Here is a 25,410-nt window from a genome sequence, read left to right on the forward strand (position 1 = left end):
AGCTGGTTTCATTTCCAGGGCGCTACGGCCCTGTTCTTCGGCCCGTTCTCGCGATTCTCTGCGCCGCTCATTCTGCTGCGGAAATTCCTTGATACGCGCCCGCATCGAGGAGGTTCCCCCATGAACCGCGCACGCACCCGTCACACACCCGACCGCGCCAATCCGGTGCGCGAGCGCATCCGCACTCCGCGCCGCTCCGGCGGTCACGGAAACTGGCAGCCGGCGCGGGGCGAGTTCGCCCCGCCGAAGACGGTCACGCCCGCGTTGCCCGCCGTCGAGTCGTTCGCCGATCTCGCCATGCCGGCGCCGTTGCTGGACACGCTCCGCCGTGAAGGCGTGACCGTGCCGTTCCCGATCCAGGCGGCGACCCTGCCGAACTCCCTGGCCGGCCGGGACGTGCTGGGCCGCGGCCGCACCGGCTCGGGCAAGACCCTCGCCTTCGGCCTCGCGGTACTGGCCCGTACGGCGGGCCGCCGCGCCGAGCCGCGCAGGCCACTGGCCCTGGTCCTCGTCCCCACCCGTGAGCTGGCCCAGCAGGTCACCGACGCGCTCGCTCCCCATGCCCGCTCGGTGGGCCTGCGGCTCGCCACCGTCGTCGGCGGAATGTCCATCGGCAGGCAGGCCGGTGCGCTGCGGGCCGGCGCGGAGGTGGTCGTCGCGACGCCCGGCCGGCTCAAGGACCTCATCGACCGGGGCGACTGTCGACTGGCCGACGTCGCCGTCACGGTGCTCGACGAGGCCGACCAGATGACCGACATGGGCTTCCTGCCCCAGGTCACCGCCCTGCTCGACCAGGTGCGCCCCGACGGCCAGCGGATGCTGTTCTCGGCCACCCTGGACCGCAACGTCGACCTGTTGGTCCGCCGCTACCTGACCGACCCGGTGGTGCACTCCGTCGACCCGTCCGCCGGGGCCGTCACCACGATGGAGCACCACGTCCTCCACGTGCACGAGTCGGACAAGCACCGCACGACCACCGAGATCGCGGCCCGGGACGGCCGGGTCATCATGTTCCTGGACACCAAGCACGCCGTGGACCGGCTGACCAAACACCTGCTGAGCAGCGGTGTCCGCGCCGCGGCCCTGCACGGTGGCCGGTCCCAGCCGCAGCGCACCCGGACCCTGGCCCAGTTCAAGGACGGTCACGTCACCGTCCTGGTGGCCACCAACGTCGCGGCCCGCGGCATCCACGTCGACAGCCTCGACCTGGTCGTCAACGTGGATCCGCCCAGCGACCACAAGGACTACCTGCACCGTGGCGGCCGTACGGCCCGCGCCGGCGAGTCCGGCAGCGTGGTCACCCTGGTGACCCCGGGCCAGCGCCGTGGCATGAGCCGGCTGATGGCGTCGGCCGGGATCACCCCGCAGATCACCCCGGTCCGCTCGGGCGAGGCGGAGCTGAGCCGCATCACCGGGGCCCAGGCGCCTTCCGGGTCCCCCGTGGTCATCACCACGCCTGCCGTGGAACGCCCCCGCCGCGCGCCTTCGCCGTCCCGGGACCGCCGGGGCCGCACTGGCCGGAGCCGGCCCGCCGCCGCGACGGGCGGGCGCCGGGCACAGCGGCGGTCCGGGAACGACACGGCTGCGTAAGCCTGTGCGGCGGCGGGCCTCCGCTGCCCGGGCCGGCGCAGTCCCCGGAGCTTCGCTGCCGCCCGGGGCCGTACGAACCACCAGGACGACCATCCCCCACCGAAGGAGACCCCTTGACGCCAGCGCGGACGCCGTACCGTATGCCGCACCCCGCTCCTGTGACCGCGATCGAGGACAGCGAGGGGCACGGGCCCCGGGTGTGCGACGACATGACCGTCGAGGTGGCGCTGGCCCTCATGGCGGGTGCCCGGGTCGAGTATCTGACCGTGTGCGACGGCGACGACCAGGGCACCGGACTGATCACCCTGAGCCGGCTCGTGGTTCTCCGCGACAGTCGCGCGGACATGGACCGGATCCGCCTGCGGGACATCCTCGACGGACCGGTGCCCTCGCCCGCGCTCGCGTGCTGACCTGTCTCCCGACCTGTCCCGGCCGAGGGCGTCCCGTTCCCCGTTTCTCGCGACTTCTCCCCTGTGAGGCCCCATGCGCTGTGTCATCGCCCGGTACCCGTTCGACCTGACCGCGACCGGGGTCCTGGCCTCGATGAAGGGCGTCAGGCCCGAGCTCGTCACGGGCGCTTCCGTGACCGTCGGCCGCCGCCGCTATCCCGTCAAGCAGGTGGGCCGGGTCATCACGCGACAGGACCCGCGTGACTTCACCGAGGGTGAGGTCACCCGGGCCATGGCGCGCCTCGGCTTCACCTGTCACGGCCGCCCCGAGGGCATGCCCTCGGATGCGGGTGGCCCCGCTCTCCAGCGCACCCCGTCCGGTGGCACCGGTCCTGTGGCCGGGTGAGGACGGGCGGGAGACCGCTCTCAGGATCCCGGTGGGGGCCTGCGACTCACTGGTCGAAGTGGATGAGATCTCCGACGGTCCATGCGCTGACGTCCTTGATCGCGACTCGGTACATCCCGCCGGTCTCCGGGATCCCGAGGCTGCCCTGAAGGATCCGGGCGAGATGGAAGTGCAGATGCGTGGGCGCCTCGTCGCGACCGGCCCGGTTCTCCCGCGGACCGCCGGCGAAGATGTCCGCGAACGGTCCGAGACGGTCCGAGTCCTTCAGGACCTCCGCCACCCGCTCCCGCCACACGGCCTCGGGAGCCAGCCGGCCGGTGAGGACGGCACCGCCGACGACCACGGTCAGGGACATCTGATTGCTCCGCTCGGTCTCCACCATGGCGGAGAGGGCGACGAGCAGCTCATCAGGGTTCGACATGGCAGCAGAGCATAAGGGGCCGAGCCGTGCAGCGCCCCGGGAGGGCCGACAGCGACAGGTCTGCAGACGTGGCCGGTTTCCGGGGCGGCCCGGGTGACCAGGCGGGCCTTGCCATTTCCGCGGACGATGGAAGAGGATGCCCGGCGGGGACCGGGGCCCCGTGTCGGTAACGGCAGGGCGGACCGCTACCCGGAGTAATAGCAGGAGACAGCGATGTCGTCCCATGAGGCTCAGGAATCGCAGGAGCCCGAGACCCCGCATCTCGACTTCCAAGGCACGACGCCGTACGAGGACTACGTCAAGGCGGACGTGCTCACCCACCTCCAGCACACCCTCTCCGACGATCCCGGAGAGATGGTCTTCCTGGTCACGACCCAGGTCATGGAGCTGTGGTTCACCGTCATCGTGCACGAGTGGGAGACCGCGGCCGCCGCGCTGCGCTCCGACGACGTGCCCACGGCCGTCGCCGCGCTGAAGCGGTCCGTGCGTGAGCTGGAGGCGCTGACCGCCTCCTGGAAGCCGCTCGGCCAGCTGACCCCCGCGCAGTTCAACTCCTACCGCTCGGCCCTCGGCGAGGGCTCCGGCTTCCAGTCGGCGATGTACCGCCGCATGGAGTTCCTGCTCGGCGACAAGTCCGCGTCCATGCTGGTCCCGCACCGGGGCGCGCCCCGCGTCCACGCTGAGCTGGAGAAGGCGCTGCACGAGCCGAGCCTGTACGACGAGGTGCTGCGGCTGCTCGCGCGGCGCGGGCACGCGGTCCCGGCGGCGGTGCTCGACCGTGACGTCTCGCTCCGGTACGAGCCGTCGGACGAGGTGGAGGCCGTCTGGACGGCCCTCTACTCGGGCCCCGAGAACGACGAGCTCGCGCGCCTCGGTGAGGCGTTGACCGATGTCGCCGAGCTGGTGTGGCGCTGGCGCAACGACCACCTGGTCGCCACCCGCCGCGCGATGGGCTCCAAGGCCGGCACGGGCGGCTCCGCCGGGGTGGCCTGGCTGGAGAAACGTGCGCGCAAGAACGTCTTCCCCGAGCTGTGGACGGCGCGGTCCCATGTCTGAACTCGCTTTTAAGGCGCAGGAGTTGGACGCCGGTGACGAACTGGCGGGCGTGCGCTCCCGGTTCGTCCTCGACGACGTGGTGTACCTGGACGGCAACTCGCTGGGCGCTCTCCCGGCCGCTGTTCCGGGGCGTGTCGAGGACGTCGTACGGCGTCAGTGGGGGTCCTTGCGGATCCGGTCCTGGGACGAGAGCGGCTGGTGGACCGCGCCCGAGCGGATCGGCGACCGCATCGCTCCCCTGGTCGGGGCCGAGGCCGGACAGGTCGTGGTCGGCGACTCGACAAGTGTCAATGTTTTCAAGGCACTTGTCGGCGCGGTACGGCTCTCGGGCGGTCCGGACTCCGGTCGGGACGAGGTCGTCGTGGACGCGACCACCTTTCCCACGGACGGGTACATCGCCGAGTCCGCGGCCCGGATGACCGGCTGCACGCTGCGCGCGGTGACCCCGGCCGAGGTGCCGGGCGTGCTCAGTGAGCGTACGGCCGCCGTCCTGCTCAACCACGTCGACTACCGCAGCGGGCGCCTGCACGACCTGCCGGGGCTGACCGCCGCCGTGCACGGGGTGGGCGCGATCTCCGTCTGGGACCTGTGCCACAGCGCGGGCGCCCTGCCGGTCGGGCTCGACGCGCACGGGGTCGACCTCGCGGTCGGCTGCACCTACAAGTACCTGAACGGCGGCCCAGGTTCACCGGCGTACCTCTACGTCCGCCGCGAGCACCAGGGTCGCTTCGACTCCCCGCTGCCGGGCTGGACCTCGCACGCCGATCCCTTCGGCATGAGCCCCTCCTACGTCCCGGCCCAGGGCGCGGTGCGCGGCCGCGTCGGCACGCCCGACATCCTCTCCATGCTCGCCCTGGAGGCCGCCCTGGAGGTCTGGGACGGGGTGTCGGTCGACGCGGTGCGCGCCAAGTCCCTCGCCCTGACGGACTTCTTCCTGGAGTGCGTCTCGTCCCGTGTCGACGAGGGGCGCGTCGAGTGCGTGACCCCCGTGGCCCACGCGGAGCGCGGCAGCCAGATCGCGTTGCGTTGCGCCGACGCCGGTGCGGTGATGAAACGGCTGGTCGAGCGGGGTGTGGTGGGCGACTTCCGGCACCCTGACGTGCTGCGGTTCGGTTTCACGCCGCTGTACGTCGGGTTCGCGGACGTGGAGCGGGCGGCGGGCGTGCTGGCCGAGGTGCTGACGGAGGTGCAGGTGTAGGTGCGGACAGAGGTGCCGGCGGAGGTGCCGGCGGAGACCGCCGGTCCTCACCCAGCGTGACATCCCCATGTCCGCGCACGTCACCAGCCTGATACCGTCCCGGCCAACGGCCGAATCTCCTTCCGGGATGCTTCACGGTCCGTCAGAACCGTTCCGTCGCTGAGAGGTTGGAGCATGCCCGACGACGCCGTAGGCCGTGCCGCCGCGGAAGCCCGTGCCGCGGCCGAGGAGGAGTCGGCCTTCTCGCACCCGGTGGTCGACCCCGACGTCACCCTGGCGTACGGGGACGACCCCGACCAGGTGATCGACTTCTACGCCCCGCGCGAGACCGCGGCGCCCGGGGGCCGTCCGGTGCCCCTGGTCGTCGTCCTGCACGGCGGGGCGTGGCGGGCCCCGTACGACCGGCGGCATGTGACGCCGTTCGCGGACTTCCTGGCCCGGCGGGGGTTCGCGGTGGCCAACGTGGAGTACCGCCGGGGCGGGGCCGCCCTGCCGGCACAGCGCGGGGCGGGGGAGACCGGCCCCGTCGCCGGACGGTGGCCCGAGACCTTCGACGACGTGGCCGCCGCGATGGACGCGCTTCCGGCGCTGGTGCGGGAGGCGCTCCCGCAGGCGGACCCGCACCGCATGGTCGTCACCGGGCACTCCGCGGGCGGCCACCTCGCGCTGTGGGCCGCGGCGCGGCACGTCCTGCCGGCCGACGCCGTCTGGCGCACCGACCGCCCGGCGCCGCTGCGCGGTGTCGTCGCCCTGGCCCCGATCGCCGACTTCACGGTCGCCGACAAGCTGGACGTGTGCGGTGGGGCCTGCCGTCAACTCCTGGGCGGCCAGGAGGCGTTCACCGAGCGGGTGCCGTACGCCGACCCCGCCCTCCTGCTACCCACCGGCATCGCGACGACCCTCGTCCAGGGACGGGCCGACCTGGTCGTACCGCAGGCGGTCGCCGAGGCCTACGCGGACGCGGCGGCCAAGGCGGGCGAGGTGGTCGGGCTGACACTGCTGGAGGAGGCCGGCCACTTCCCGCTGATCGACCCGGCGGCGGACGCGTGCGCGGTGGTGGCGGAGGAGATCGCCCAGCTGGCGTGGTGACGGCGGGGCAGCGGGGCGATCCGCGGCTGTCCGCCTCCTCCCGGTGACACCCGTAGTACCTGAGACGGACCCCCGAGGACCCCCCTCAACGGGGACGACGGGGACCCCCGCCCCCGCCTACCGTTTCGACCGTGACCGAGACGACCGTGACCCATACGACCGAGACGCACACGACACTCCCGCAGCGCGGCGGCGACGGGAAAGACCCGTACAAGCCGCGCAGCCCGGAGTTCCGGGCCGCCGTGGACGCCCTGCGCGGCCTGCGGCACGACCTGATCACCGACGCGCTCGCCTACCGGCCGCTGCCGCCGACATCCGCCGACAAGGGCCTGGCCCGCGTGCTGCCCGGCCGGCTGGGGGAGTACGCGGTCTGGACGCCCCACGCGCTGATCACCGCGGCCGGCCTGCTCGCGATGCTCATCGCCTCGGACAACAGCGGTCGCGGCGCGACCACCAACCTCCTCGTCGGTGTGCTCGCCCTGGCCCCGGTCCTGCTGACCATGGTCCGGCCGGTCATGGCCTTCTGGCTGTCGCTGGCCGCGACCGCGATCAGCTACGCGCTGGCTTCGAGCCAGTGGGACGAGTGGCCCTGGCTGGCGGGCAGCTTCGCCTGCCACCTGGTGGTGCTCACCGTGGTGGCCCTCCGCACCAGGCCGCGCACAGCGGCGTGGATGTGGCTGCTGACCCTGGTCTACGGCCTGGTGTGGCAGGGCGCCTTCGGCGGCGGCGGCTGGCACTACCGCCACTCCAACACCTTGGAGCTGCTGGTCGTCTCCGCCCTGTCGATGCTCTTCGTGAGTGTCTGGCACATACGCAAGGACGCCCAGCAGTCGGTGACCGCCCAGCAGACGGTGACCGCGCACGAGCGTTCCCGGCGCACCCTGCTGGAGGAGCGCACCACCATCGCCCGCGAGCTGCACGACGTGGTGGCCCACCACATGTCGGTCGTCGCCATCCAGGCCGAGGCCGCGCCCTACCGGGTGGAGAACCCGCCCCCGGAGCTGGAGAAGGCCTTCGCGACCATCCGGGAGAACGCGGTGGCGGCCCTCACCGAGCTGCGCCGGGTCCTGGGCGTGGTCCGCGCGGAGGACTACGAGGCGCCGGACGCCCCGCAGCCCACCCTGGCCGACCTCGACGCCCTGCTCGACAACGTGCGGGAGGCGGGTCTGAGCGTGGACAAGACGGTCACCGGGGCGGTGCGCGAGCTGCCGCAGGGCGTCGAGCTGTCGGCGTACCGGATCGTCCAGGAGGCCCTGAGCAACACCCTGCGGCACGCCCCGGGGGCGAGCGCGCGGGTCGAGCTCGGGTATGTGCTGGGCGGCCTGGGACTGCGGGTGGTCAACGGCCCGTTGCCCCACGCGGCGCTGGTGAAGCCGTCGCCCGGGGCCGGACACGGCATCACCGGCATGCGGGAGCGGGTCTCCATGCTGAACGGCGAGATGACGGCGGAGGCCACGGACGAGGGAGGCTACGAGGTGACGGTGTTCCTGCCGGTGCCGCTCGTCGGCGAGGACGCGGCATGACGATCCGGGTGCTGGTCGCGGACGACCAGATGATGGTCCGTGAGGGCTTCTCGGTGCTGCTGAACGCGATGCCGGACATCGAGGTCGTGGGCGAGGCGGTCAACGGCCGGGAGGCGGTGGAGCGGGTCCGGGAGCTCGCCCCCGACGTGGTCCTGATGGACATCCGGATGCCGGAGCTGAACGGCATCGAGGCGACCCGGGAGATCGTCGCGGCGAACGGCACGTCGAAGGTGCTGGTCCTGACCACCTTCGACCTCGACGAGTACGTCTACCAGGCGCTGCGCGCGGGCGCCTCGGGCTTCCTCCTCAAGGACGCCTCGGCCCGGCAGCTCGCGGACGGGGTGCGGGTGGTGGCCTCCGGCGAGGCCCTGCTCGCCCCCTCGGTCACCCGGCGCCTGATCACGGAGTTCTCCAAGCTGTCCGAGACCCCGCGCGTCCTGGCCTCCGCCCAGGCGGCCTACGGCGACCTGACCGACCGGGAGACGGAGGTGCTGGTCCTCATCGCGCAGGGCCTGTCGAACCTGGAGATCGCCGGGCGCCTGGTGGTGGCCGAGTCGACGATCAAGACCCATGTGAGCCGGATCCTGGTGAAGCTGGGCCTCCGGGACCGTACGCAGGCGGCGGTGTTCGCGTACGAGGCACGACTGGTGACACCGGGGTAGGGGAGCGTCCTCCTGGTAGTCCCCCCTGGTCAGCGGCGGGGTTCCCGGGCTAGCGTCCCCGCATGGCAGCCTTCGATCCCTGGGACCCGGCGTTCCTCGCCGACCCCTACCCCGCCTACGCCGAGCTGCGTGCCAAGGGGCGTGTGCAGTACTTCGAGCCGACGGACCAGTGGCTCGTCCCGCACCACGCGGACGTCTCCGCACTGCTGCGGGACCGCAGGCTCGGGCGGACCTACCAGCACCGGTTCACGCACGAGGAGTTCGGGCGCACGGCACCGCCGGCGGAGCACGAGCCGTTCCACACCCTCAACGACCACGGGATGCTGGATCTGGAGCCGCCGGACCACACCCGGATCCGGCGACTGGTGTCGAAGGCGTTCACCCCGCGTACGGTCGAGCGGCTGGTGCCGTACGTGACCGGGCTGGCCGGGCAGCTGGTGGACCGGCTCGTCGAGGCGGGGGGCGGGGATCTGCTCCGGGATGTCGCCGAGCCGCTCCCGGTCGCCGTGATCGCCGAGATGCTGGGGATCCCCGAGGCGGACCGGGCGCCTCTGCGGCCCTGGTCGGCGGACATCTGCGGGATGTACGAGCTGAATCCGTCCGAGGACACCGCGGCCCGTGCGGTGCGGGCCTCCGTGGAGTTCACGGAGTACCTGCGGGAGCTGATCGCCGAGCGGCGGGGCAGGCCCGGGGACGATCTGATCTCGGGGCTGATCGCCGCGTACGACGAGGGCGACCGGCTCACCGAGCAGGAGATGATCTCCACCTGTGTGCTGCTGCTCAACGCGGGCCACGAGGCCACCGTGAACGCCACGGTCAACGGCTGGTACGCCCTTTTCCGCAACCCCGAGCAGCTGGCGGCCCTGCGCGCGGACCACTCGCTCGTGCCGAGGGCCGTCGAGGAACTGATGCGTTACGACACCCCGCTCCAGCTGTTCGAGCGGTGGGTCCTGGACGAGATCGAGATCGACGGGACGACCGTCCCGAGGGGCGCCGAGATCGCCCTGCTCTTCGGCTCCGCCAACCACGACCCGGCCGCCTTCGCGCACCCCGAACGCCTCGACCTGACCCGCGCCGACAACCCCCACATCTCCTTCAGCGCCGGCATCCACTACTGCATCGGCGCCCCCCTGGCCCGCATCGAACTGGCCGCCTCCATGAGGGCCCTGCTGGAGAAGACCCCGACCCTGACCCTGGCGACGGAACCGACCCGCAAACCGAACTTCGTGATCAGGGGGTTGGAGGGACTGTCCGTCGAGGTGGGGTGATCACTGACGTCACCTCGTACGACTCTCAAGCAGTACGTCGACTAGCTGCGGCGGGCCCGGACGATCAGGGTGAGGATCAGTACGGGCAGGAAGGCTCCCGCCAGGATCACCAGGGGCAGCTCCGTCAGGAGGACCGTGAGGTCCATGCCCTCGTTCTCGAAGCCGCCGCCCAGGTGGCGTCCGGTGCGGGGCAGCGACAGCCACAGCAGGGGGGCCGCAGTCGCCCCCGCCGCCGACAGCGCACAGCCCCCGCAGGTCACTCCGTCGACACGCCGTTTCATGTCGGGAGGGACGTCCGGGGCGCTGTCCGCGGTTCAGGTCGTCAGGTCACGGCGGCGCAGGCCCGCGAGGCCTCCCGTGACCAGGGCCGCCGCCAGCGCGAGCAGGACCAGGACCGGTCCCCACTCCATCGCCCCGCCCGGCAGCTTCGGCAGGTGCCCGAAGGGGGACAGGTCGAGGACCGCGCGCGGGGCGTCCAGCGCGGGGCCGACCCACCCGATCAGGAGGACCGCCCCGGCTACCGCCCAGGCCAGGGGAGCGATGCGGGGAGCCACCCCGTACAGCAGGACCGTCACACCGCCGATCACCCACACCCCCGCCACCTGCACCAGGCACGCCCCCAGGACCGGGCCCACCTCCTTGCCGTAGCCGACGGCGAAGCCCAGGCCGGCGAGCAGCATGATCAGTGCCGAGCCGGCGAAGGCGATCACCAGATGGCCGGACGCCCAGCGCAGCCGACCCACCGGGTTCGCCAGCAGCGGTTCCGCCCGTCCGGAGGTCTCCTCGCCGTGCAGTCGCAGGACCGCGGCGACGACGTACAGGGCGGCGACCAGTCCCAGCATCCCGGTCATCGAGGCGAGGAACGCGTCCGTGATGCCGGACTGTCCGCCCATCCGCTCGAAGATCTCGCGGGCCCGCTCGTTGTCGCCGACCAGGTCGGCCACGCCGTCCGTGAGACCGCCGTAGACCACCCCGGCGAGGAAGAAGCCGGTCGACCAGCCGAGCACGGCGCCCCGCTGGAGCCGCCAGGCCAGTGCGCCCGCCGTGCCCAGCCGGCCGGAGGCCGGTCCCGGGCGGGTGGGCAGGAAGCTCATGCCGACGTCCCGGCGGCCCGCGAGGACGTACGCCAGCGCGCCCTGAGCCCCCACCGCCGCCGCGAACAGGCCCAGTACCCACCAGCGTTCACCGGCGAAGGGGCGCAGCTGCGACAGCCAGCCGAGCGGCGACAGCCAGGTCGGCACGGACGAGCCGTCGGTCGTCGCGGCGTCCCCCGCCGCGCGCAGCACGAAGGCCGCGCCCAGGACCGCCGCCGTCAGCCCGCGTGCAAGCCGCGCGCTCTCCGTCAGCTGGGCCACGATCGCGGCCGCCGTCGCGAAGAGCATCCCCACCGCCCCGAGCCCCAGGCCCAACGCCAGGGCCCCGGCGGCGCCCCGGCCTGCCAGGCCCGCCGTCACCAGCAGCGCCAGGACGGCGTTCGCGGTCGCCGCCGTCAGCAGGGCCGCCGTCAGGGACGCCCGCCTGCCCACCACGCCGGACGAGATCAGCTCCTGCCGCCCGCTCTCCTCCTCGTCCCGGGTGTGCCGTACGACGATCAGCAGGCTCATCACGGCGGCGAGCGCGCCCGCGTAGACGCCGACGCGCCAGGCGGTGAGGGCGCCGAGGGAGTCGCCGAAGGCGGGCCCGATCAGGGCGCGGAAGGAGGAGTTGGCGGCGACCTGGCCCAGCAGGTCGGCGCGCTCGGCCCCGGTGCCGTACAGCCCCTCCAGGGTGCTCGGCATCGACAGGACCATCAGGGCGTTCACCGCCACCCACACCGGGATCGTCAGCCGGTCGCGGCGCAGGTGGAAGCGGAGCAGGAGGCCCGTGCCGGTGAGGGAGGTCATCGCGCCGCCGCCTCGTCCTGGTAGTGCCGCAGGAAGAGTTCCTCCAGCGTCGGCGGCGTCGACGTCAGCGAGCGCACCCCGGAGTCGGCCAACGACCGCAGCACGGCGTCCAGTCGGTCGGTGTCGACCTGGAGCCGGACCCGGTGGCCCCGGACGTCGAGGTCGTGCACGCCGGGCAGCTGCGCCAACCCGTCGGGGGCGCCCGTGAGTTCGGCCGTGACGCTGGTGCGGGTGAGGTGGCGCAGGTCGGCGAGCGACCCCGTCTCGACCGTACGGCCGCCGCGGATGATGCTGACCCGGTCGCAGAGTTCCTCGACCTCGCTCAGGATGTGCGAGGACAACAGGACCGTACGGCCGCGCTCGCGCTCCTCCTCGACACAGCGCTGGAAGACCTCCTCCATCAGCGGGTCCAGGCCTGACGTCGGCTCGTCCAGGATCAGCAGGTCCACGTCCGAGGCGAACGCGGCGACCAGGGCGACCTTCTGGCGGTTGCCCTTGGAGTAGGTGCGGCCCTTCTTGGTGGGATCCAGCTCGAAGCGGTCGATCAGCTCGGCGCGCCGCGTCGCCGAGAGGCCGCCGCGCAGCCGGCCGTAGAGATCGATGACCTCGCCGCCGGAGAGGTTGCGCCACAGGGTCACGTCGCCGGGGACGTACGCGATCCGGCGGTGCACCTCGACCGCGTCCGTCCACGGGTCGCGGCCGAGGACCTGTGCGGCGCCGGAGTCGGCGCGCAGCAGGCCGAGCAGGACGCGGAGGGTGGTGGACTTCCCGGCGCCGTTGGGCCCGAGGAAGCCGTGCACCTCGCCGGTCTCGACGTCCAGGTCGAGTCCGTCGAGGGCGGGGGTCCGCCCGAACGACTTGCGCAGTCCGGAGACGGTGATGGCCTTCGTCATGCTTCAGAACGTACGCTTCCTTCAGAAATTTGTGAAGTTAAGGAAGCGTATGAAGCCCGGTTAGGGTGGTGGCCATGACGGATGCGGTGCAGCGGGACCCGGAGGCGGTCTCGAAGTTCGTGGAGGGCTTCGCGGCCCAGCTCGTCGAGGCGGGGATGCAGCGCATGCCGGCCCGCGTCTTCGCCGCCCTCCTGTCCTGCGACAACGGCTCGATGACCTCGGTCGAACTGGGCGAGCAGTTGCAGATCAGCCCCGCCGCCGTCTCCGGAGCGGTGCGTTATCTCGCCCAGACGCACATGGTCTCGCGGGAGCGCGAGCCCGGTTCGCGCCGGGAGCGGTACCGGGTGCACGGCGATCAGTGGTACGAGGCCCTGACCAACCGTGAGGCTGTCATCAAGCGCTGGGAAGTCGCCCTGCGCGAGGGTGTCGCCAGTCTCGGCGCCGACACCCCCGCGGGACGCCGGATGGCCGAGACGCTCGCCTTCTTCGAGTTCGTCGAAGTCGAGGTCGCGGCCATGATGGAGCGTTGGCGGGTGCATCGCGAGAAGCTGTTCCGAACCCCCTAGAGCCTGTCCGGCGAGCGGGTGCTCACCGCTCCTTCGTCTCCTCCAGCACCGTCCGCCCCAGCAGCAGATAGCGCTCCGGTGACCGTCGCTTCAGGTACTGCGCGTACCCGATGCCCAGCGCCGCGACCGCCGCCACCAGCCACGGTGTGGCCTTCAGGACCAGGGAACCCGACTCCGGGCCGGCCGCCGCGCCCATGTTGGAGATCAGCAGGACGACCACCGCGAGCATCGCCACACCGCCGATCAGCGGGGCCGCGAGGGTCCTGAACCAGTGCCGGCTCTCGGGGTGGTGCGAGCGGAAGTACACCAGCACCGCGAACGAGCACACCGCCTGCACGATCAGGATCGCCATGGTGCCGAGGATCGCGAGCAGCACGTAGGTGCCGGTGTACGGGTCCTTCCCGGCCGCCCAGAACGCCAGCAGGAGTACGGCCGTCACCCCCGTCTGCACCAGGCCCGCGACGTGCGGCGAGCCGTGCCGGGGGTGGGTGCGGCCGACCGTGTGCTTCAGCGAGGGCAGCACGCCCTCGCGGCCCAGCGCGTACATGTAGCGGGCGGCGCAGTTGTGGAAGGCCATGCCGCAGGCCAGCGAGCCGGTGATCATCAGCCACTGCATGACGTCGACCGCCCAGTGGCCGACGTAGCGCTCGGTGGGCCCGAAGAAGAGCTCGAGGGGGTTGGCGGTGGCGACCTTGACGGCGTTGCCCTCGCCGGTGCCCGAGATCGCCATCCAGGAGACGAAGACGTAGAAGACGCCGACGCCGAGGACGGAGATCATCGTCGCCTTGGGGATGATCTTCTTCGGGTTGCGGGACTCCTCGCCGTACATCGCCGTCGACTCGAAGCCGACCCACGACCAGAAGGCGAAGAAGAGTCCGAGTCCGGCGGAGGTGCCCTGGAAGGCGTGCACCGGGTTCACCGGGTCGAGGCTGAAGCCGTCCGGGCCGCCGCCGTGCAGGGCGACCGAGATCGCCATCGCGGCGAGGATCGTCACCTCGGTGCCGAGCAGCACGACCAGCAGTTTCTCGGCGACCGAGACGCCGAACCAGGTGCCGGTCGCGTTGACCGCGAGCATCAGTGCCGCGAACGCCCACCAGGGGATGTGCACCCCGGTCTGGTCCTTGAGCGTCCCGGTCGCGAAGGTCGAGAAGATGCCGATCAGCGCCGGCTCGAAGACGACGTACGCGAAGGTGGCCAGGAGGCCCGACGCGAGGCCCGCGGTGCGGCCGAGGCCGTAGGAGATGAAGCCGTAGAAGGCGCCCGTGGAGGTGATGCGCTTGGCCATCGAGGTGAAGCCCACGGAAAAGATTGCCAGGACGACCATTGCGACGAGATAGCTCGCCGGGGCGCCGATGCCATTGCCCGCGGACACCATGAAGGGCACGTTGCCCGTCATCGCGGTGATCGGCGCGGCGGTCGCCACGGCCATGAACACCACGCCCAGCAGGCCGATGGCGTTGGGCTTGAGCCGGTGAACCGTGCCGCCCTCGTCCGTCCTCGCCGCTGGGGCGACTCCCTCGTCCACTGCCATCGGGCTGGCCCCTCTCCTTGCGTGTGCGCTGTCTGCTGGACCGGAACTCTGTAGACCGAATGAGTCGAGCAAGGGTCTCGGCGCGTTAAATGTTTGTCAACCAGACCTTTAGAAATCTGGCGGCAACATGCGGCTCGTAGCGTCGCCGCATGAGCTATTCGTCCGTCCTGGGCGGCGAGCGGTACCGCTTCGAGACCCTCGCCCGTCTCCTCGCCGCCGCGAGCCCCGAACGCTCCGGAGACCGGCTGGCCGGGCTCGCGGCCGCTTCCGAACGCGAACGGGTGGCCGCGCGCCGGGCCCTCGCGGAGGTGCCGCTCGCCCGGTTCCTGACCGAGCCGGTGATCCCGTACGAGAGCGACGACGTGACCCGGCTGATCCTCGACACCCACGACCCGGCCGCGTTCGCACCGGTGGCCGGGCTCAGCGTCGGTGAGTTCCGGGAGTGGCTGCTGTCCGAGCGGGCGGACGCGGCGGCGCTGGCCGCGCTGGCGCCGGGCATCACGCCCGAGATGGCCGCCGCGGTCTCCAAGCTCATGGGCAACGCGGACCTGGTGGCCGTGGCCCGCAAGGTCCGCGTGGTCACCGCGTTCCGCTCGACGATCGGGCTGCCGGGACGGCTGGCGACCCGGCTCCAGCCCAACCACCCCACCGACGATCCGGCGGGCGTGGCCGCGGCCCTCCTCGACGGACTGCTCCTCGGCTCCGGCGACGCGGTCATCGGCATCAACCCGGCGACCGACAGCCCGGGGGCCGTCCGGGACCTGCTGGAGCTGCTGGACGGGGTGATCCGGCGGTACGCCATCCCCACCCAGTCCTGCGTGCTGAGCCATGTGACGACGAGCGTGGACCTCATGGCCCGGGGCGCTCCGGTGGACCTGGTCTTCCAGTCCGTCGCCGGGACCCAGGCGGCCAACGCGTCCTTCGGCGTCACCCTGGGGCTGCTCGACGAGGCGTACGAGGCCGCGCTCGCGCTGGAGCGGGGGACCGTCGGGCAGAACGTCATGTACTTCGAGACCGGGCAGGGCAGCGCCCTGTCGGCGGACGCGCACCACGGGGTGGACCAGCAGACCGTGGAGGCCCGGGCGTACGCGGTGGCGCGCAGGTACCGGCCCCTGCTCGTGAACACCGTCGTCGGCTTCATCGGCCCGGAGTACCTCTACGACGGCCGGCAGATCCTGCGGGCCGCCCTGGAGGACCACTTCTGCGGGAAGCTGCTCGGTCTGCCGATGGGCCTGGACATCTGCTACACCAACCACGCGGACGCCGACGACGACGACATCGCCACCATGCTGACCATGCTCGCGGTGGCCGGGGCGTCCTTCGTGATCTGCACGCCGGGCGGCGACGACATCATGCTCAACTACCAGTCCGCCTCGTACCACGACGCGTTGTACCTGCGCGAGGTGCTCGGGCTGCGCCCGGCACCGGAGTTCGAGGCCTGGCTCGACTCGATCGGGCTGCTGGACGAACGGGGCGGGATCCGCGAGGTCTCCGGGGACGGCCATCCGCTGACCGCGATCGGGAAGGAACTGGCGGCATGAGCGACGTCGCTGTGCAGGAGGGTGGGCTGGAGGGCGAGCTCGTGGGCGGAGTCGCCGTGGAGCCGGGTGAGTTCGTGGGTGAGACGGCCGTACCGGTGGCCGCGTCCGACCTGTGGTCCGCGCTGCGGCAGCGGACCCAGGCCCGGATCGGCCTCGGCCGGGCCGGCTCCGCCCTGCCCACCCGGCACCGCCTCGAACTCCAGGCGGCGCACGCGGCGGCCCGGGACGCGGTGCACTCGCCGTTCGCCCCGGACGTGATCGCGGCGGCGCTGCCCGGGACGCCGACGGTACGCGTCCGCAGCACGGCCTCCGACCGGCTCACCTACCTCCAGCGTCCTGACCTGGGCCGCCGTCTCGACCCCGTGGACCGGGCCCATCTGCCCACGGGGGAGTGGGACGTGGTCTTCGTGGTCGCGGACGGGCTCTCCAGTCGGGCCGTGCACGAGCACGCGGCGGTGGTCGTCCGGGAGACCACGGCCCGCCTCGGGGGCTGGAACGTGGCCCCGGTCGTCCTCGCCGAACAGGCCCGCGTGGCCCTCGGCGACGACGTGGCCCACGCCATGGGAGCCGCGATGGCGGTGGTCCTCATCGGCGAACGCCCCGGTATGTCGGCGGCGGACTCCCTGGGCGCGTACCTGACCCACCGCCCGGTCCCCGGCACGACGACCGACGCCGACCGCAACTGCCTCTCCAACATCCGTCCCCCACGGGGCCTGTCGTACGAGAAGGCGGCAGCGAAGCTGGCGGCCCTGATGAGCAGGGCACGGGAGCTGGGGTTCACGGGGGTGGCCTTGAAGGACGACTCCGCCGACGAAGAGACACGCGAGCGCCTGCTCTGAAGCGGGGCCGGCCGCCAGGCTGGCGCCCTCACCGCACCGGCAGCACCAGCCCCACCGCCCCTTCCCGTACCGTCCACGTCCGCCGCCGTACCGGCCCCGCCACCCCCGCGTCCGCCCGGTAGCGGAAGTCCGTGCCCGTGACGGTCACCGTCTTGCCGGAGGCCAGCAGCGGGGACGCCTCCGCGCCCACCGACACCGGGCGCACCTCCACCGAGGCCAGTCCGCCCTGGCCCGGGGTCACCGAGACCGTCTCCAGGGGGTGGTCCAGGTCGACCAGCGTCACCCCGTCGACCTCCACCCGCAGCCGCGCGGGCCCGGGGGCCGGGACGACGGTCTCGCGCGGCGGCCTGGCCGGCACCAGGGTCCGTACCAGCGACTGACAGGTCCGCAGCCAGGGACGGACCGAGGTGTCGACCGCCGGGGCGGCCGGCAGCGCCGGGATCCGCAGCGCGCCGAGGACCACCCCGTCGCTGTCGTCCACCAGCATGTCCAGGCGCCGCTCGGCCCCGTCCAGGACCGCCCGCGCCGCCGCCACCGCCCCCGTGGGCACCCCCAGGGCGTGCGCGACGCCGAGGGCCGGACCCACCGGCACCACCGACAGCACGCATTCGGCCAGCTCCCGCTGCCGGTGCAGCAGCACCACCGCCCGCATCAGCGCACGGTCGTCACCGACCACCACCGGCCGCCGGGAGCCCCGCCGGGTCAGCGCCCTGGCGAACTCCTCCGGTCCCTCCGGCAGACACACCTTCGTCGCCGCACCCGCGCTGAGCACGTCTTTCACGATCCGTACGGACTCGCCGTCCGTCTGCCTGGCGACCGGATCGATCACCACGAGCAGCTGATCGGAAGTCGCGGAAGTCGCCACCTCGGCCATGCCTCGCTTCCTCGGGTAGCATCTTTGTGCAAGAGCCCCTTGCGCTATTGCGCCAGGGGCTTCGTCTATTCCGGGGCATCCGGGTCCGACGGGCAGCGGCCGACGACGGCCGTTGGTGCACGCGACGGAGAACCGTACGCGTCCACCCCTGACCTTGGACATGCCCCGCCCGGAAGGGGTGTACGCGCGTGCCCGCACTTGTGCTGCTCGGTGCTCAGTGGGGTGACGAAGGCAAGGGAAAGGCGACGGACCTGCTAGGTGGATCCGTCGACTATGTGGTGCGCTACCAAGGCGGCAACAACGCCGGCCACACGGTAGTCGTGGGCGACCAGAAGTACGCCCTCCACCTCCTCCCTTCCGGAATCCTGTCGCCGGGGTGCACCCCGGTCATCGGCAACGGTGTCGTCGTCGATCCGTCGGTCCTGTTCTCCGAGCTGAACGGACTGAACGACCGCGGCGTCGACACCTCCAAGCTCCTGATCAGCGGTAACGCCCACGTCATCACGCCGTACAACGTCACGGTCGACAAGGTGACGGAACGCTTCCTCGGAAAGCGCAAGATCGGCACCACCGGGCGCGGCATCGGCCCGACCTACGCCGACAAGATCAACCGCGTGGGCATCCGCATCCAGGACCTGTACGACGAGTCGATCCTGACCCAGAAGGTCGAGGCGGCCCTCGACGGCAAGAACCAGCTCCTCACCAAGGTCTTCAACCGCCGGGCCATCGAGGTGGAGCAGGTCGTCGAGGAACTGCTCGGCTACGCGGACCGGCTCAAGCCGTACGTCGCCGACACGGTCCTGGTGCTCAACCAGGCGCTGGAGCAGGACAAGGTCGTGCTCTTCGAGGGCGGCCAGGGCACGCTCCTGGACATCGACCACGGCACGTACCCCTTCGTCACCTCCTCGAACCCGACCGCGGGCGGTGCCTGCACCGGCGCCGGCGTGGGCCCGACGAAGATCAGCCGGGTCATCGGCATCCTCAAGGCCTACACGACCCGTGTCGGCTCCGGACCCTTCCCCACCGAACTCTTCGACGAGGACGGCGAGGCGCTGCGCCGGATCGGCGGCGAGCGGGGCGTGACGACCGGCCGGGACCGTCGCTGCGGCTGGTTCGACGCGGTGATCGCCCGCTACGCGACCCGCGTCAACGGCCTCACCGACTTCTTCCTCACCAAGCTCGACGTCCTCACCGGCTGGGAGCAGATCCCGGTCTGCGTGGCCTACGAGATCGACGGCAAGCGCGTCGAGGAACTCCCGTACTCCCAGACCGACTTCCACCACGCGAAGCCGATCTACGAGAACCTGCCCGGCTGGAGCGAGGACATCACGAAGGCCAAGACCTTCGCCGACCTCCCGAAGAACGCCCAGGCCTACGTCAAGGCGCTGGAGGAGATGTCCGGCGCCCCGATCTCCGCGATCGGCGTGGGCCCGGGCCGGGACGAGACGATCGAGATCAACTCGTTCCTCTGACCCCCACACCGGCCCGACCCGGCCTCAGCACCACGGAGCCGCCCCCCCCGGGGGGGCGGCTCCGTCGTCTTCAGGGCCCCTATGATCACTGCGCCCGGCGCCCGCGCATTCCCCCTGGACAGGCCGACGACCATGACGGACACCTCCCGCAGAGCTCCCCGGATCCTCGCCCGCTGCGCCCAGCTCGCGCTGGCGGCGGCCGCCGTCGCGGACGCGTTCCGTGCGGTCGCCGTCCGGGACCACCGTCTGCACCCGACGGCCGCCTCCCTGCACCGGTCCGGTGTCGTCTCCATGATCTTTCTGTATGTCATGACCTTGGCAACCGTGCTGTTCCTGGTGTGGCTCGTCCGTTCCCGGAGCGCGGCCCAGGAGCTGTCCCCCGGGGCCCCGGTGCCGAGCCGGGGCTGGACGATCGGCGCGTGGTTCATCCCGGTGGTCAACCTCTTCGTCCCGCGCCGGCTCGTGCTCGACATCGGGCGCGCGAGCTCCCCGGCCTGGGAGCGGAAGCGGGGCACGACCCTGGTGAACCTGTGGTGGGCCGCCTGGGTCGCGCACGCGGCGGTGCTCGTGGTGGCGGGCCGACTGGCTCCGGGCTCGATGGCCGCCCTCGTGGTGGCGGAGGCGCTCATGCTCGCGGCGGCCGTGCTGCTGGGCCTCGTCATCGAGCGCGTCACGGGGGCCCTTCCCGGTCGGGCGAGCTGACCCATCCTTGAACTGGACATGGCCGATTCCTGGTTCCCCGGGCGGTCCGGCACCCGGCACGCTCTACGCGAGTAGCCCCGCACCGCCTCCATGTCTACGCGCGTCGCGCCACGTTTCCAGGAGCTCTGCATGCCCGTCAGTCCCATGAACCGCCGTGCGTTCGTGAAGAAGTCGGCCGTCACCGGGGCGGCCGTCGCTGCCGCGGGCACCGTGGCCGCGACACCCGCGCAGGCCGCCGAGCACAAGCCCGCCAAGCCGCCGAAGACCTGGACGTTCTCCATCCTCGGCACCACCGACCTGCACAGCCACGTCTTCGACTGGGACTACTACCTCGACAAGGCCTACTCCGACAGCAAGGGCAACTCCGTCGGCGTCGCCCGCGTCGCCACCCTCATCAAGCAGCAGCGCGCCGCCAAGGGCGAGGAGCACGTGCTGCTCGTCGACGCCGGCGACATCATCCAGGGCACCTCCCTGGCGTACTACTTCGCCCGCGTGCAGCCCATCACCGACAAGGGCGCCCCCAAGCACCCGATGGCCGTCGCCATGAACCACATGCGCTACGACGCCGCCGCCCTCGGCAACCACGAGTTCAACTACGGCATCGAGGTGCTCAGGAAGTTCGAGAGCCAGTGCCGCTTCCCGCTGCTCGGCGCCAACGCGCTGGACGCGAAGACGCTGAAGCCCGCCTTCCAGCCGTACACCGTCAAGCGCATCTGCGTACCGGGCGCCCCCGACATCAAGGTCGGCATCCTCGGCCTCACCAACCCCGGTATCGCCCTGTGGGACAAGGACAACGTCAGCGGGAAGATGGTCTTCCCGGGCCTGGTCGAGCAGGCGAAGAAGTACGTGCCCCGGCTGCGCGCCCTCGGCTGTGACGTCGTCTTCCTCACCGACCACTCGGGCCTGGACGGCAGTTCGTCCTACGGCGACGAGCTCCCGTACGTCGAGAACGCCTCCAACCTCGTCGCCCAGCAGGTCCCGGGCATCGACGCGATCCTGGTCGGCCACACCCACGTCGAGGTGCCGTCGTACACCGTGAAGAACGAGGAGACCGGCGAGGACGTGCTGCTGTCCGAGCCGTACTGCTGGGGCTACCGGCTCAGCGTCTTCGACTTCGAGCTGGAACTCGTGCGCGGCCAGTGGAAGGTCACCAGGAAGACCGCCCAGACCCTCAACCCCAACACGGTCGACGAGGACCCGGAGATCAGGAAGCTCCTGGAGGCCGACCACGAACTGGTCGTGAAGTACGTCAACACCCCGGTCGGCACCTGTACCGAGGACCTCTCGGCCGCCGAGTCCTGCTGGAAGGACGTCCCCATCATGGACTTCATCCACCAGGTCCAGATGGACACGGTCAAGGCGGGCCTCTCCACCGCCGACGCCGCGCTCCCGCTGATCTCCGTCGCCGCGCCCTTCTCCCGCACGGCCGACATCCCGGCCGGCAGCGTCACCATCAAGGACATCGCCGGGCTCTACATCTACGACAACACCCTCTACGGCAAGAAGCTCACCGGCGCCCAGCTCAAGGACTACCTGGAGTACGCGGCGAAGTACTACTACAGGGTCCCGGCCGGGACGAAGGTCGACACCGCGACCCTCACCAACGCCAACAGCTTCTGGGACTACATGTACGACACCGCCGCCGGTGTCTCGTACGACATCGACATCGCGCAGGCCGAGGGCTCGCGGATCAAGAACCTGTCCTACAACGGCACTCCGGTCGCCGACGACCAGGTCTTCGTCGTCGCCGTCAACAACTACCGGGCCAACGGCGGCTCCGGCTACCCGCACATCGCCGCCGCCGACATCGCCTACAGCTCCACCAACGAGATCCGCCAGCTGATGATCGACTACGTGACGGCCAAGGGCGCCCTGGACCCGAAGGACTTCGCGGTGACCAACTGGCGGCTGACCCAGGAGGGGACCCCGGTCTTCTGACCGGAGCCCTGTCCGCCCGGGTGTGGGAATCGCCGGGGTCGTCGGCCACGCGCACCGGCCCCGGCGTTGCCGCGAATAAATGCCGCATACAGGCCTATTCTGGAATCGTGCATCCGTGCGTGTCGATCCGGAGAAGGTGAGTGCGATGCGCGTACTGCTCAAGGTGTCCATGGACACGGAGAAGGCGAACGAGGCCATCAGCCACGGCACGTTGTCGAAGCTGATCGAGGCGTCGATGGAGCAGATCAAGCCCGAGGCGGCCTACTTCACCTCCGAGAACGGTCTGCGCACCGCCTACATGGTCTTCGACATGCAGGACAGCTCGCTGATGCCGGTGATCAGCGAGCCGTTCTTCATGAACCTGGGCGCGAAGATCACGTACACCCCCGTGATGAACTACGAGGACGTCCAGAAGGGCCTCTCCCAGCTGGGGCGTTGACCCCTCGTCGACCCCCGGCCCGCGTCAGCTGAAGATGATCATCGAGCCCTGTGCGAGGCTCCGGGTCGCCGCCCCGTGCAGCCCCAGCCAGACATGGCGCTCCCGGGCGAACGGGCTGGGGTCGTACGGCGCGGGGACGGCCGGCTCCTCCAGTTCCGTGGGCGCGCGCGGCGGCTCGGGCGGCGCCGGCGGGTTGGCCGGGTCGATCCCGATCACCGGGGCCACGAACTCCAGCTCCCGCAGCAGCGCCTGCGCGGAACCCAACGGGCCGCCGCCCGCGAGGAGTTCGTCGTTGGCGAGAGGGTGCGGGAAGTCGACCGGGACGTACGCGCCCGCGTGGTCGTAGTGCCAGACCAGATGGGACTGCTGGGCCGTGGTCTCGAACATCTCCAGCAACTGCTCGTAGTCACCGCCCAGTTCGTCGACCGGGGTGACCGGGAGACCGCACACCTGGAGCAGATAGGCGCGGCGCAGGAAGTGCAGGGCGTCGTAGTCGAACCCGGCCACGGGGGCGACCTCGCCGGACAGCCCCGGCATGTACTGGTACACCGGCACCGGCGGCAGCCCTGCCTCGGCCAGCACCTTGTTGTATTGCGCGAGTTCATCGGCGAACGGGTTGTCCGGGGTGTGGCACAACACGTCGACGAGCGGCACCAGCCACAGGTCACAGGCCAAAAGACAGCTCCTCGGATACTCGCTGTGCGCGGATATCGTCACACGGTGGTCAGGGAAGGGTAGTCGCTGGAGACCCGGCGCGGGGCCCCCTGTGCGGGTCCGTGGTGGTCGTGGTGCTCGTGGTGGTCCCTTACCCGTGCCGGGGGCGGTCAGTCGGCGGTGAGGTCCTCGATGAGGGCCAGATAGTGGCCGTTGTACCCGGCGAGGAGTTCACGGGCCGTCTTGGTGTCGCGCTCGTACAGGGCGTCGGTGATCTCGGTGTGCCCGGCCCACAGACGGCCGCGCAGATCGGTGACGCGGCGCAGGTGCTGGACCGTGCACACCCAGGTCTGCACGCGCAGCCGGTGCAGGAAGTCGGCCAGGTAGGGGTTGCCGAACAGGACGCTCAGCTCGCGCCAGAAGCGCAGGTCGTAGCCGATCAGTATGGACAGGTCGCCCGCGGCGGCGGCCCGCCGGGCTTCCTCGCCGCGCCGCCGTACGCCCGCCACCGCGGCCGCGGTACGGGGCTCGTCGAGCTCCTGGAAGATGCGGTGCCCGGCGTCGAGCGCCTGGAACATACCGTCCGTGACCAGGCTGCGGGCCTCGATCATGCCGCGGAAGTCGCCGAGCGAGTACTCGTGGACCCGGAAGCCGCGGTGCTGGTCGGCCTCCAGGAGTCCCTGCGCGGACAGGTCGACGAGCGCCTCGCGCACCGGGGTCGCGGAGACGCCGTACTGCTCGGCGATCTCCTTCACGGTGAACTCCTGCCCCGGCTGGAGCCGCCCGGCCAGTACCTCGTCGCGCAGCGCGTCCGCGATCTGCTGCCGCAGCGTGCTGCGGGTGACGGCGCCGTAGCCGCTGCTGCCGGGCATCGTCGGGGCGCCTCCCTCGCGCAGGTGCAAATGGCGTGCTCGTACATATGTCTACGAGCACGCCACCTTACGCGTTCGAAGGCCCGGGGAGTTTACTCCGTGTGTTCGTCCGCCACGGAGAGCGCCACGTCCAGCGCGGCGAGCCCTTCCTTCAGTTCCGCCTCGCTGACATTGCACGGCGGCACGACATGCGTCCGGTTCATGTTGACGAACGGCCAGATGCCCTGCTTCTTCGCGGCGGCGGCGAACGCGGCCATCGGGGCGTTCGCCTCACCGGCCGCGTTGTACGGCACGAGCGGCTCGCGGGTCTTCTTGTTCTTCACGAGCTCCAGCGCCCAGAACATGCCCACGCCCCGCACCTCGCCGACGCTGGGGTGGCGGGCGGCGAGCTCCCGCAGCGCGGGCTCCAGGACGGCCGTACCGAGATGCCTGGCGTTGTCGACCACACCCTCCTCCGCCATGACATTGATCGTCGCGACGGCGGCGGCGCAGGCCAGCGGGTGTCCGGAGTAGGTGAGCCCGCCGGGGTAGGGCCGCTTGCCGAAGGTCTCGGCGATGGCCCCGGAGATGGCGACCCCGCCGAGCGGCACGTATCCGCTGTTCACGCCCTTGGCGAAGGTCATGAGGTCGGGGGTGACGTCGAACAGGTCGGCGGCGAACCACTCGCCGGTCCGGCCGAACCCGGCCATCACCTCGTCGAGGACGAAGACGATCCCGTACTTGTCGCAGATCTCGCGCACGCCGGCGAGGTAACCCGGCGGGGGGACCATGATCCCGGCCGTCCCCGGGATGGTCTCCAGGATGATCGCGGCGACGGTGGCGGGCCCCTCGAAGGCGATCGTCGTCTCCAGGTGCTCCAGCGCCCGCGCGGTCTCCTGCTCCTCGGTCTCGGCGTAGAAGCGGGACCGGTACAGGAAGGGCGCCCAGAAGTGCACGACCCCCGCGGAGGCGCTGTCGGAGGCCCAACGCCGGGGATCGCCGGTGATGTTGACGGCCTGCTGCGTGCCGCCGTGGTACGACCGGTAGGCGGAGAGCACCTTGGGCCGCCCGGTGTGCAGCCGGGCCATCCGCACGGCGTGCTCGACGGCGTCGGCCCCGCCGTTGGTGAAGAAGATCTTGTCCAGGTCCCCGGGCGTCCGCTCGGCGATCAGCCGGGCCGCCTCCGAGCGGGCCTCGATGGCGAAGGCGGGCGCGAAGGTGGTCAGCTTCGCCGCCTGCTCCTGTATCGCGGCGACGACCTTCGGGTGCTGGTAGCCGATGTTGGTGTAGACGAGCCCGCTGGTGAAGTCGAGATAGCGGTTCCCGTCGTAGTCCCAGAAGTACGACCCCTCCGCACCGGCGACGGCGAGCGGGTCGATGAGCTCCTGCGCGGACCAGGAGTGGAACACGTGTGCACGGTCCGCGGCCTTCACGGCGGCGCCGACCTCGGGGTGTGGCTGAGGGGTCATGCGGTGAGCGTAAATGTCCGCGATGCGGAAGCGGTATCGGCGTCCTGTCTGCGGACGGCGGCTTTCCGCGACAGGTTGTCCAGGGTGCCCGCGGGAAGCCCCGGCCCGGCTGCCCGCGACCGTGCACCGGCCGACTGGACCGGCTCTCGACGGACA

Annotated in this window: 25 protein-coding genes; 16 read left to right on the forward strand and 9 right to left on the reverse strand. The window is 71.4% G+C overall.

Annotated elements, in window-relative coordinates; translation table 11 throughout:
• The first annotated feature begins 120 nt into the window (after window positions 1–120).
• From H295_RS0106050 to H295_RS0106060, 3 genes are all read left to right on the forward strand, one after another.
• The gene (locus H295_RS0106050) at window positions 121–1,590 is read left to right on the forward strand and encodes a DEAD/DEAH box helicase (protein ID WP_020134440.1); all 1,470 of its coding nucleotides are present in this window, start codon (window positions 121–123) and stop codon (window positions 1,588–1,590) included.
• Between the two features lie 158 nt (window positions 1,591–1,748).
• Window positions 1,749–2,000: a CBS domain-containing protein gene (locus H295_RS0106055; RefSeq protein ID WP_324606051.1), complete on the forward strand. Its 252-nt coding sequence runs from the start codon at window positions 1,749–1,751 to the stop codon at window positions 1,998–2,000.
• A gap of 73 nt (window positions 2,001–2,073) precedes the next feature.
• Window positions 2,074–2,385, forward strand: a complete 312-nt coding sequence (locus H295_RS0106060) for an SCO5918 family protein (protein ID WP_020134442.1) — start codon at window positions 2,074–2,076, stop codon at window positions 2,383–2,385.
• 46 nt (window positions 2,386–2,431) lie between these two features.
• Here H295_RS0106060 and H295_RS0106065 read toward each other — a convergent pair whose 3' ends face one another.
• On the reverse strand, window positions 2,432–2,806 hold the full coding sequence (locus H295_RS0106065; protein ID WP_028809096.1) for a hypothetical protein: 375 nt from the start codon (window positions 2,804–2,806) through the stop codon (window positions 2,432–2,434).
• 213 nt (window positions 2,807–3,019) lie between these two features.
• On the opposite strand from H295_RS0106065, the gene H295_RS0106070 reads away from it, so the two are divergent.
• The 6 genes from H295_RS0106070 (at window position 3,020) to H295_RS0106095 (ending at window position 9,602) form a co-directional block, all read left to right on the forward strand.
• A complete protein-coding gene (locus H295_RS0106070) occupies window positions 3,020–3,862 on the forward strand; it encodes a tryptophan 2,3-dioxygenase family protein (protein ID WP_020134444.1) in 843 nt (280 codons plus the stop codon).
• Window positions 3,855–5,060: a kynureninase gene (kynU, locus tag H295_RS0106075; protein ID WP_028809097.1), complete on the forward strand. Its 1,206-nt coding sequence runs from the start codon at window positions 3,855–3,857 to the stop codon at window positions 5,058–5,060. Before H295_RS0106070 ends, kynU begins: the two co-directional genes overlap by 8 nt.
• A gap of 174 nt (window positions 5,061–5,234) precedes the next feature.
• Entirely contained in the window at window positions 5,235–6,149 is a 915-nt protein-coding gene (locus tag H295_RS0106080; RefSeq protein ID WP_020134446.1) for an alpha/beta hydrolase, read from the forward strand.
• A gap of 131 nt (window positions 6,150–6,280) precedes the next feature.
• On the forward strand, window positions 6,281–7,672 hold the full coding sequence (locus H295_RS0106085; RefSeq protein ID WP_020134447.1) for a histidine kinase: 1,392 nt from the start codon (window positions 6,281–6,283) through the stop codon (window positions 7,670–7,672).
• Window positions 7,669–8,334 carry a response regulator gene (locus H295_RS0106090; RefSeq protein ID WP_020134448.1) on the forward strand — a complete coding sequence of 222 codons (666 nt, stop codon included), beginning with the start codon at window positions 7,669–7,671 and terminating at the stop codon, window positions 8,332–8,334. The genes H295_RS0106085 and H295_RS0106090 overlap by 4 nt, the downstream gene beginning before the upstream one ends.
• A gap of 62 nt (window positions 8,335–8,396) precedes the next feature.
• Entirely contained in the window at window positions 8,397–9,602 is a 1,206-nt protein-coding gene (locus H295_RS0106095; RefSeq protein WP_020134449.1) for a cytochrome P450, read from the forward strand.
• A gap of 41 nt (window positions 9,603–9,643) precedes the next feature.
• On the opposite strand, the gene H295_RS0106100 is transcribed toward H295_RS0106095, so the two are convergent.
• The 3 genes from H295_RS0106100 to H295_RS0106110 are packed head-to-tail and all read right to left on the reverse strand — an operon-like array spanning window position 9,644 to window position 12,378.
• On the reverse strand, window positions 9,644–9,883 hold the full coding sequence (locus tag H295_RS0106100) for a hypothetical protein (RefSeq protein ID WP_020134450.1): 240 nt from the start codon (window positions 9,881–9,883) through the stop codon (window positions 9,644–9,646).
• Between the two features lie 33 nt (window positions 9,884–9,916).
• Window positions 9,917–11,485 (reverse strand): ABC transporter permease, encoded by a 1,569-nt coding sequence (locus H295_RS0106105; RefSeq protein ID WP_020134451.1) that lies wholly within the window; start codon window positions 11,483–11,485, stop codon window positions 9,917–9,919.
• Complete coding sequence (locus H295_RS0106110) at window positions 11,482–12,378, reverse strand: ABC transporter ATP-binding protein (protein ID WP_020134452.1); 897 nt, start codon at window positions 12,376–12,378, stop codon at window positions 11,482–11,484. The genes H295_RS0106105 and H295_RS0106110 overlap by 4 nt, the downstream gene beginning before the upstream one ends.
• Before the next feature lie 74 nt (window positions 12,379–12,452).
• Here H295_RS0106110 and H295_RS0106115 point away from each other — a divergent pair, with 74 nt between their 5' ends.
• Window positions 12,453–12,944 carry a GbsR/MarR family transcriptional regulator gene (locus H295_RS0106115; protein WP_020134453.1) on the forward strand — a complete coding sequence of 164 codons (492 nt, stop codon included), beginning with the start codon at window positions 12,453–12,455 and terminating at the stop codon, window positions 12,942–12,944.
• A 22-nt stretch (window positions 12,945–12,966) separates the two neighbouring features.
• On the opposite strand, the gene H295_RS0106120 is transcribed toward H295_RS0106115, so the two are convergent.
• Window positions 12,967–14,475 (reverse strand): APC family permease, encoded by a 1,509-nt coding sequence (locus H295_RS0106120; protein ID WP_020134454.1) that lies wholly within the window; start codon window positions 14,473–14,475, stop codon window positions 12,967–12,969.
• A gap of 149 nt (window positions 14,476–14,624) precedes the next feature.
• Between H295_RS0106120 and H295_RS0106125 the strand changes: the two genes are divergently transcribed.
• A complete protein-coding gene (locus H295_RS0106125) occupies window positions 14,625–16,016 on the forward strand; it encodes an ethanolamine ammonia-lyase subunit EutB (protein ID WP_020134455.1) in 1,392 nt (463 codons plus the stop codon).
• The gene (eutC, locus tag H295_RS0106130) at window positions 16,013–16,855 is read left to right on the forward strand and encodes an ethanolamine ammonia-lyase subunit EutC (protein ID WP_020134456.1); all 843 of its coding nucleotides are present in this window, start codon (window positions 16,013–16,015) and stop codon (window positions 16,853–16,855) included. Before H295_RS0106125 ends, eutC begins: the two co-directional genes overlap by 4 nt.
• A 28-nt stretch (window positions 16,856–16,883) precedes the next feature.
• On the opposite strand, the gene H295_RS0106135 is transcribed toward eutC, so the two are convergent.
• Window positions 16,884–17,729, reverse strand: coding sequence for a hypothetical protein (locus tag H295_RS0106135; RefSeq protein ID WP_020134457.1), 846 nt, complete (start codon window positions 17,727–17,729; stop codon window positions 16,884–16,886).
• 188 nt (window positions 17,730–17,917) lie between these two features.
• On the opposite strand from H295_RS0106135, the gene H295_RS0106140 reads away from it, so the two are divergent.
• The 4 genes from H295_RS0106140 (at window position 17,918) to H295_RS0106155 (ending at window position 22,280) form a co-directional block, all read left to right on the forward strand.
• Window positions 17,918–19,201, forward strand: coding sequence for an adenylosuccinate synthase (locus H295_RS0106140; RefSeq protein ID WP_028809099.1), 1,284 nt, complete (start codon window positions 17,918–17,920; stop codon window positions 19,199–19,201).
• A 132-nt stretch (window positions 19,202–19,333) separates the two neighbouring features.
• The gene (locus H295_RS0106145; RefSeq protein WP_020134459.1) at window positions 19,334–19,903 is read left to right on the forward strand and encodes a DUF4328 domain-containing protein; all 570 of its coding nucleotides are present in this window, start codon (window positions 19,334–19,336) and stop codon (window positions 19,901–19,903) included.
• A gap of 129 nt (window positions 19,904–20,032) precedes the next feature.
• Window positions 20,033–21,841, forward strand: a complete 1,809-nt coding sequence (locus H295_RS0106150; RefSeq protein ID WP_028809100.1) for a bifunctional metallophosphatase/5'-nucleotidase — start codon at window positions 20,033–20,035, stop codon at window positions 21,839–21,841.
• 145 nt (window positions 21,842–21,986) lie between these two features.
• On the forward strand, window positions 21,987–22,280 hold the full coding sequence (locus H295_RS0106155) for a hypothetical protein (protein ID WP_028809101.1): 294 nt from the start codon (window positions 21,987–21,989) through the stop codon (window positions 22,278–22,280).
• A 24-nt stretch (window positions 22,281–22,304) separates the two neighbouring features.
• Here the strand turns inward: H295_RS0106155 and H295_RS0106160 are convergent, their stop codons facing one another.
• From H295_RS0106160 to H295_RS0106170, 3 genes are all read right to left on the reverse strand, one after another.
• Window positions 22,305–22,955: a hypothetical protein gene (locus H295_RS0106160; protein WP_020134462.1), complete on the reverse strand. Its 651-nt coding sequence runs from the start codon at window positions 22,953–22,955 to the stop codon at window positions 22,305–22,307.
• Between the two features lie 149 nt (window positions 22,956–23,104).
• Complete coding sequence (locus H295_RS0106165) at window positions 23,105–23,806, reverse strand: GntR family transcriptional regulator (RefSeq protein ID WP_020134463.1); 702 nt, start codon at window positions 23,804–23,806, stop codon at window positions 23,105–23,107.
• Between the two features lie 92 nt (window positions 23,807–23,898).
• Window positions 23,899–25,254: an aspartate aminotransferase family protein gene (locus tag H295_RS0106170; RefSeq protein ID WP_020134464.1), complete on the reverse strand. Its 1,356-nt coding sequence runs from the start codon at window positions 25,252–25,254 to the stop codon at window positions 23,899–23,901.
• Window positions 25,255–25,410 lie beyond the last annotated feature (156 nt).

Origin of the sequence: Streptomyces sp. 351MFTsu5.1 (assembly GCF_000383655.1) — a bacterium.
GTDB lineage: Bacteria > Actinomycetota > Actinomycetes > Streptomycetales > Streptomycetaceae > Streptomyces > Streptomyces griseorubiginosus.

Coding starts and splice junctions, on each gene's coding strand:
- H295_RS0106145 (WP_020134459.1), top strand. CDS start 19,334: ATGACGGACACCTCCCGCAGAGCTCCCCGGATCCTCGCCCGCTGCGCC.
- H295_RS0106090 (WP_020134448.1), top strand. CDS start 7,669: ATGACGATCCGGGTGCTGGTCGCGGACGACCAGATGATGGTCCGTGAG.
- H295_RS0106170 (WP_020134464.1), bottom strand. CDS start 25,254: ATGACCCCTCAGCCACACCCCGAGGTCGGCGCCGCCGTGAAGGCCGCG.
- H295_RS0106065 (WP_028809096.1), bottom strand. CDS start 2,806: ATGTCGAACCCTGATGAGCTGCTCGTCGCCCTCTCCGCCATGGTGGAG.
- H295_RS0106080 (WP_020134446.1), top strand. CDS start 5,235: ATGCCCGACGACGCCGTAGGCCGTGCCGCCGCGGAAGCCCGTGCCGCG.
- H295_RS0106150 (WP_028809100.1), top strand. CDS start 20,033: ATGCCCGTCAGTCCCATGAACCGCCGTGCGTTCGTGAAGAAGTCGGCC.
- H295_RS0106135 (WP_020134457.1), bottom strand. CDS start 17,729: ATGGCCGAGGTGGCGACTTCCGCGACTTCCGATCAGCTGCTCGTGGTG.
- kynU (WP_028809097.1), top strand. CDS start 3,855: ATGTCTGAACTCGCTTTTAAGGCGCAGGAGTTGGACGCCGGTGACGAA.
- H295_RS0106060 (WP_020134442.1), top strand. CDS start 2,074: ATGCGCTGTGTCATCGCCCGGTACCCGTTCGACCTGACCGCGACCGGG.
- eutC (WP_020134456.1), top strand. CDS start 16,013: ATGAGCGACGTCGCTGTGCAGGAGGGTGGGCTGGAGGGCGAGCTCGTG.
- H295_RS0106115 (WP_020134453.1), top strand. CDS start 12,453: ATGACGGATGCGGTGCAGCGGGACCCGGAGGCGGTCTCGAAGTTCGTG.
- H295_RS0106155 (WP_028809101.1), top strand. CDS start 21,987: ATGCGCGTACTGCTCAAGGTGTCCATGGACACGGAGAAGGCGAACGAG.
- H295_RS0106125 (WP_020134455.1), top strand. CDS start 14,625: ATGAGCTATTCGTCCGTCCTGGGCGGCGAGCGGTACCGCTTCGAGACC.
- H295_RS0106100 (WP_020134450.1), bottom strand. CDS start 9,883: ATGAAACGGCGTGTCGACGGAGTGACCTGCGGGGGCTGTGCGCTGTCG.
- H295_RS0106120 (WP_020134454.1), bottom strand. CDS start 14,475: ATGGCAGTGGACGAGGGAGTCGCCCCAGCGGCGAGGACGGACGAGGGC.
- H295_RS0106165 (WP_020134463.1), bottom strand. CDS start 23,806: ATGCCCGGCAGCAGCGGCTACGGCGCCGTCACCCGCAGCACGCTGCGG.
- H295_RS0106110 (WP_020134452.1), bottom strand. CDS start 12,378: ATGACGAAGGCCATCACCGTCTCCGGACTGCGCAAGTCGTTCGGGCGG.
- H295_RS0106105 (WP_020134451.1), bottom strand. CDS start 11,485: ATGACCTCCCTCACCGGCACGGGCCTCCTGCTCCGCTTCCACCTGCGC.
- H295_RS0106050 (WP_020134440.1), top strand. CDS start 121: ATGAACCGCGCACGCACCCGTCACACACCCGACCGCGCCAATCCGGTG.
- H295_RS0106070 (WP_020134444.1), top strand. CDS start 3,020: ATGTCGTCCCATGAGGCTCAGGAATCGCAGGAGCCCGAGACCCCGCAT.
- H295_RS0106095 (WP_020134449.1), top strand. CDS start 8,397: ATGGCAGCCTTCGATCCCTGGGACCCGGCGTTCCTCGCCGACCCCTAC.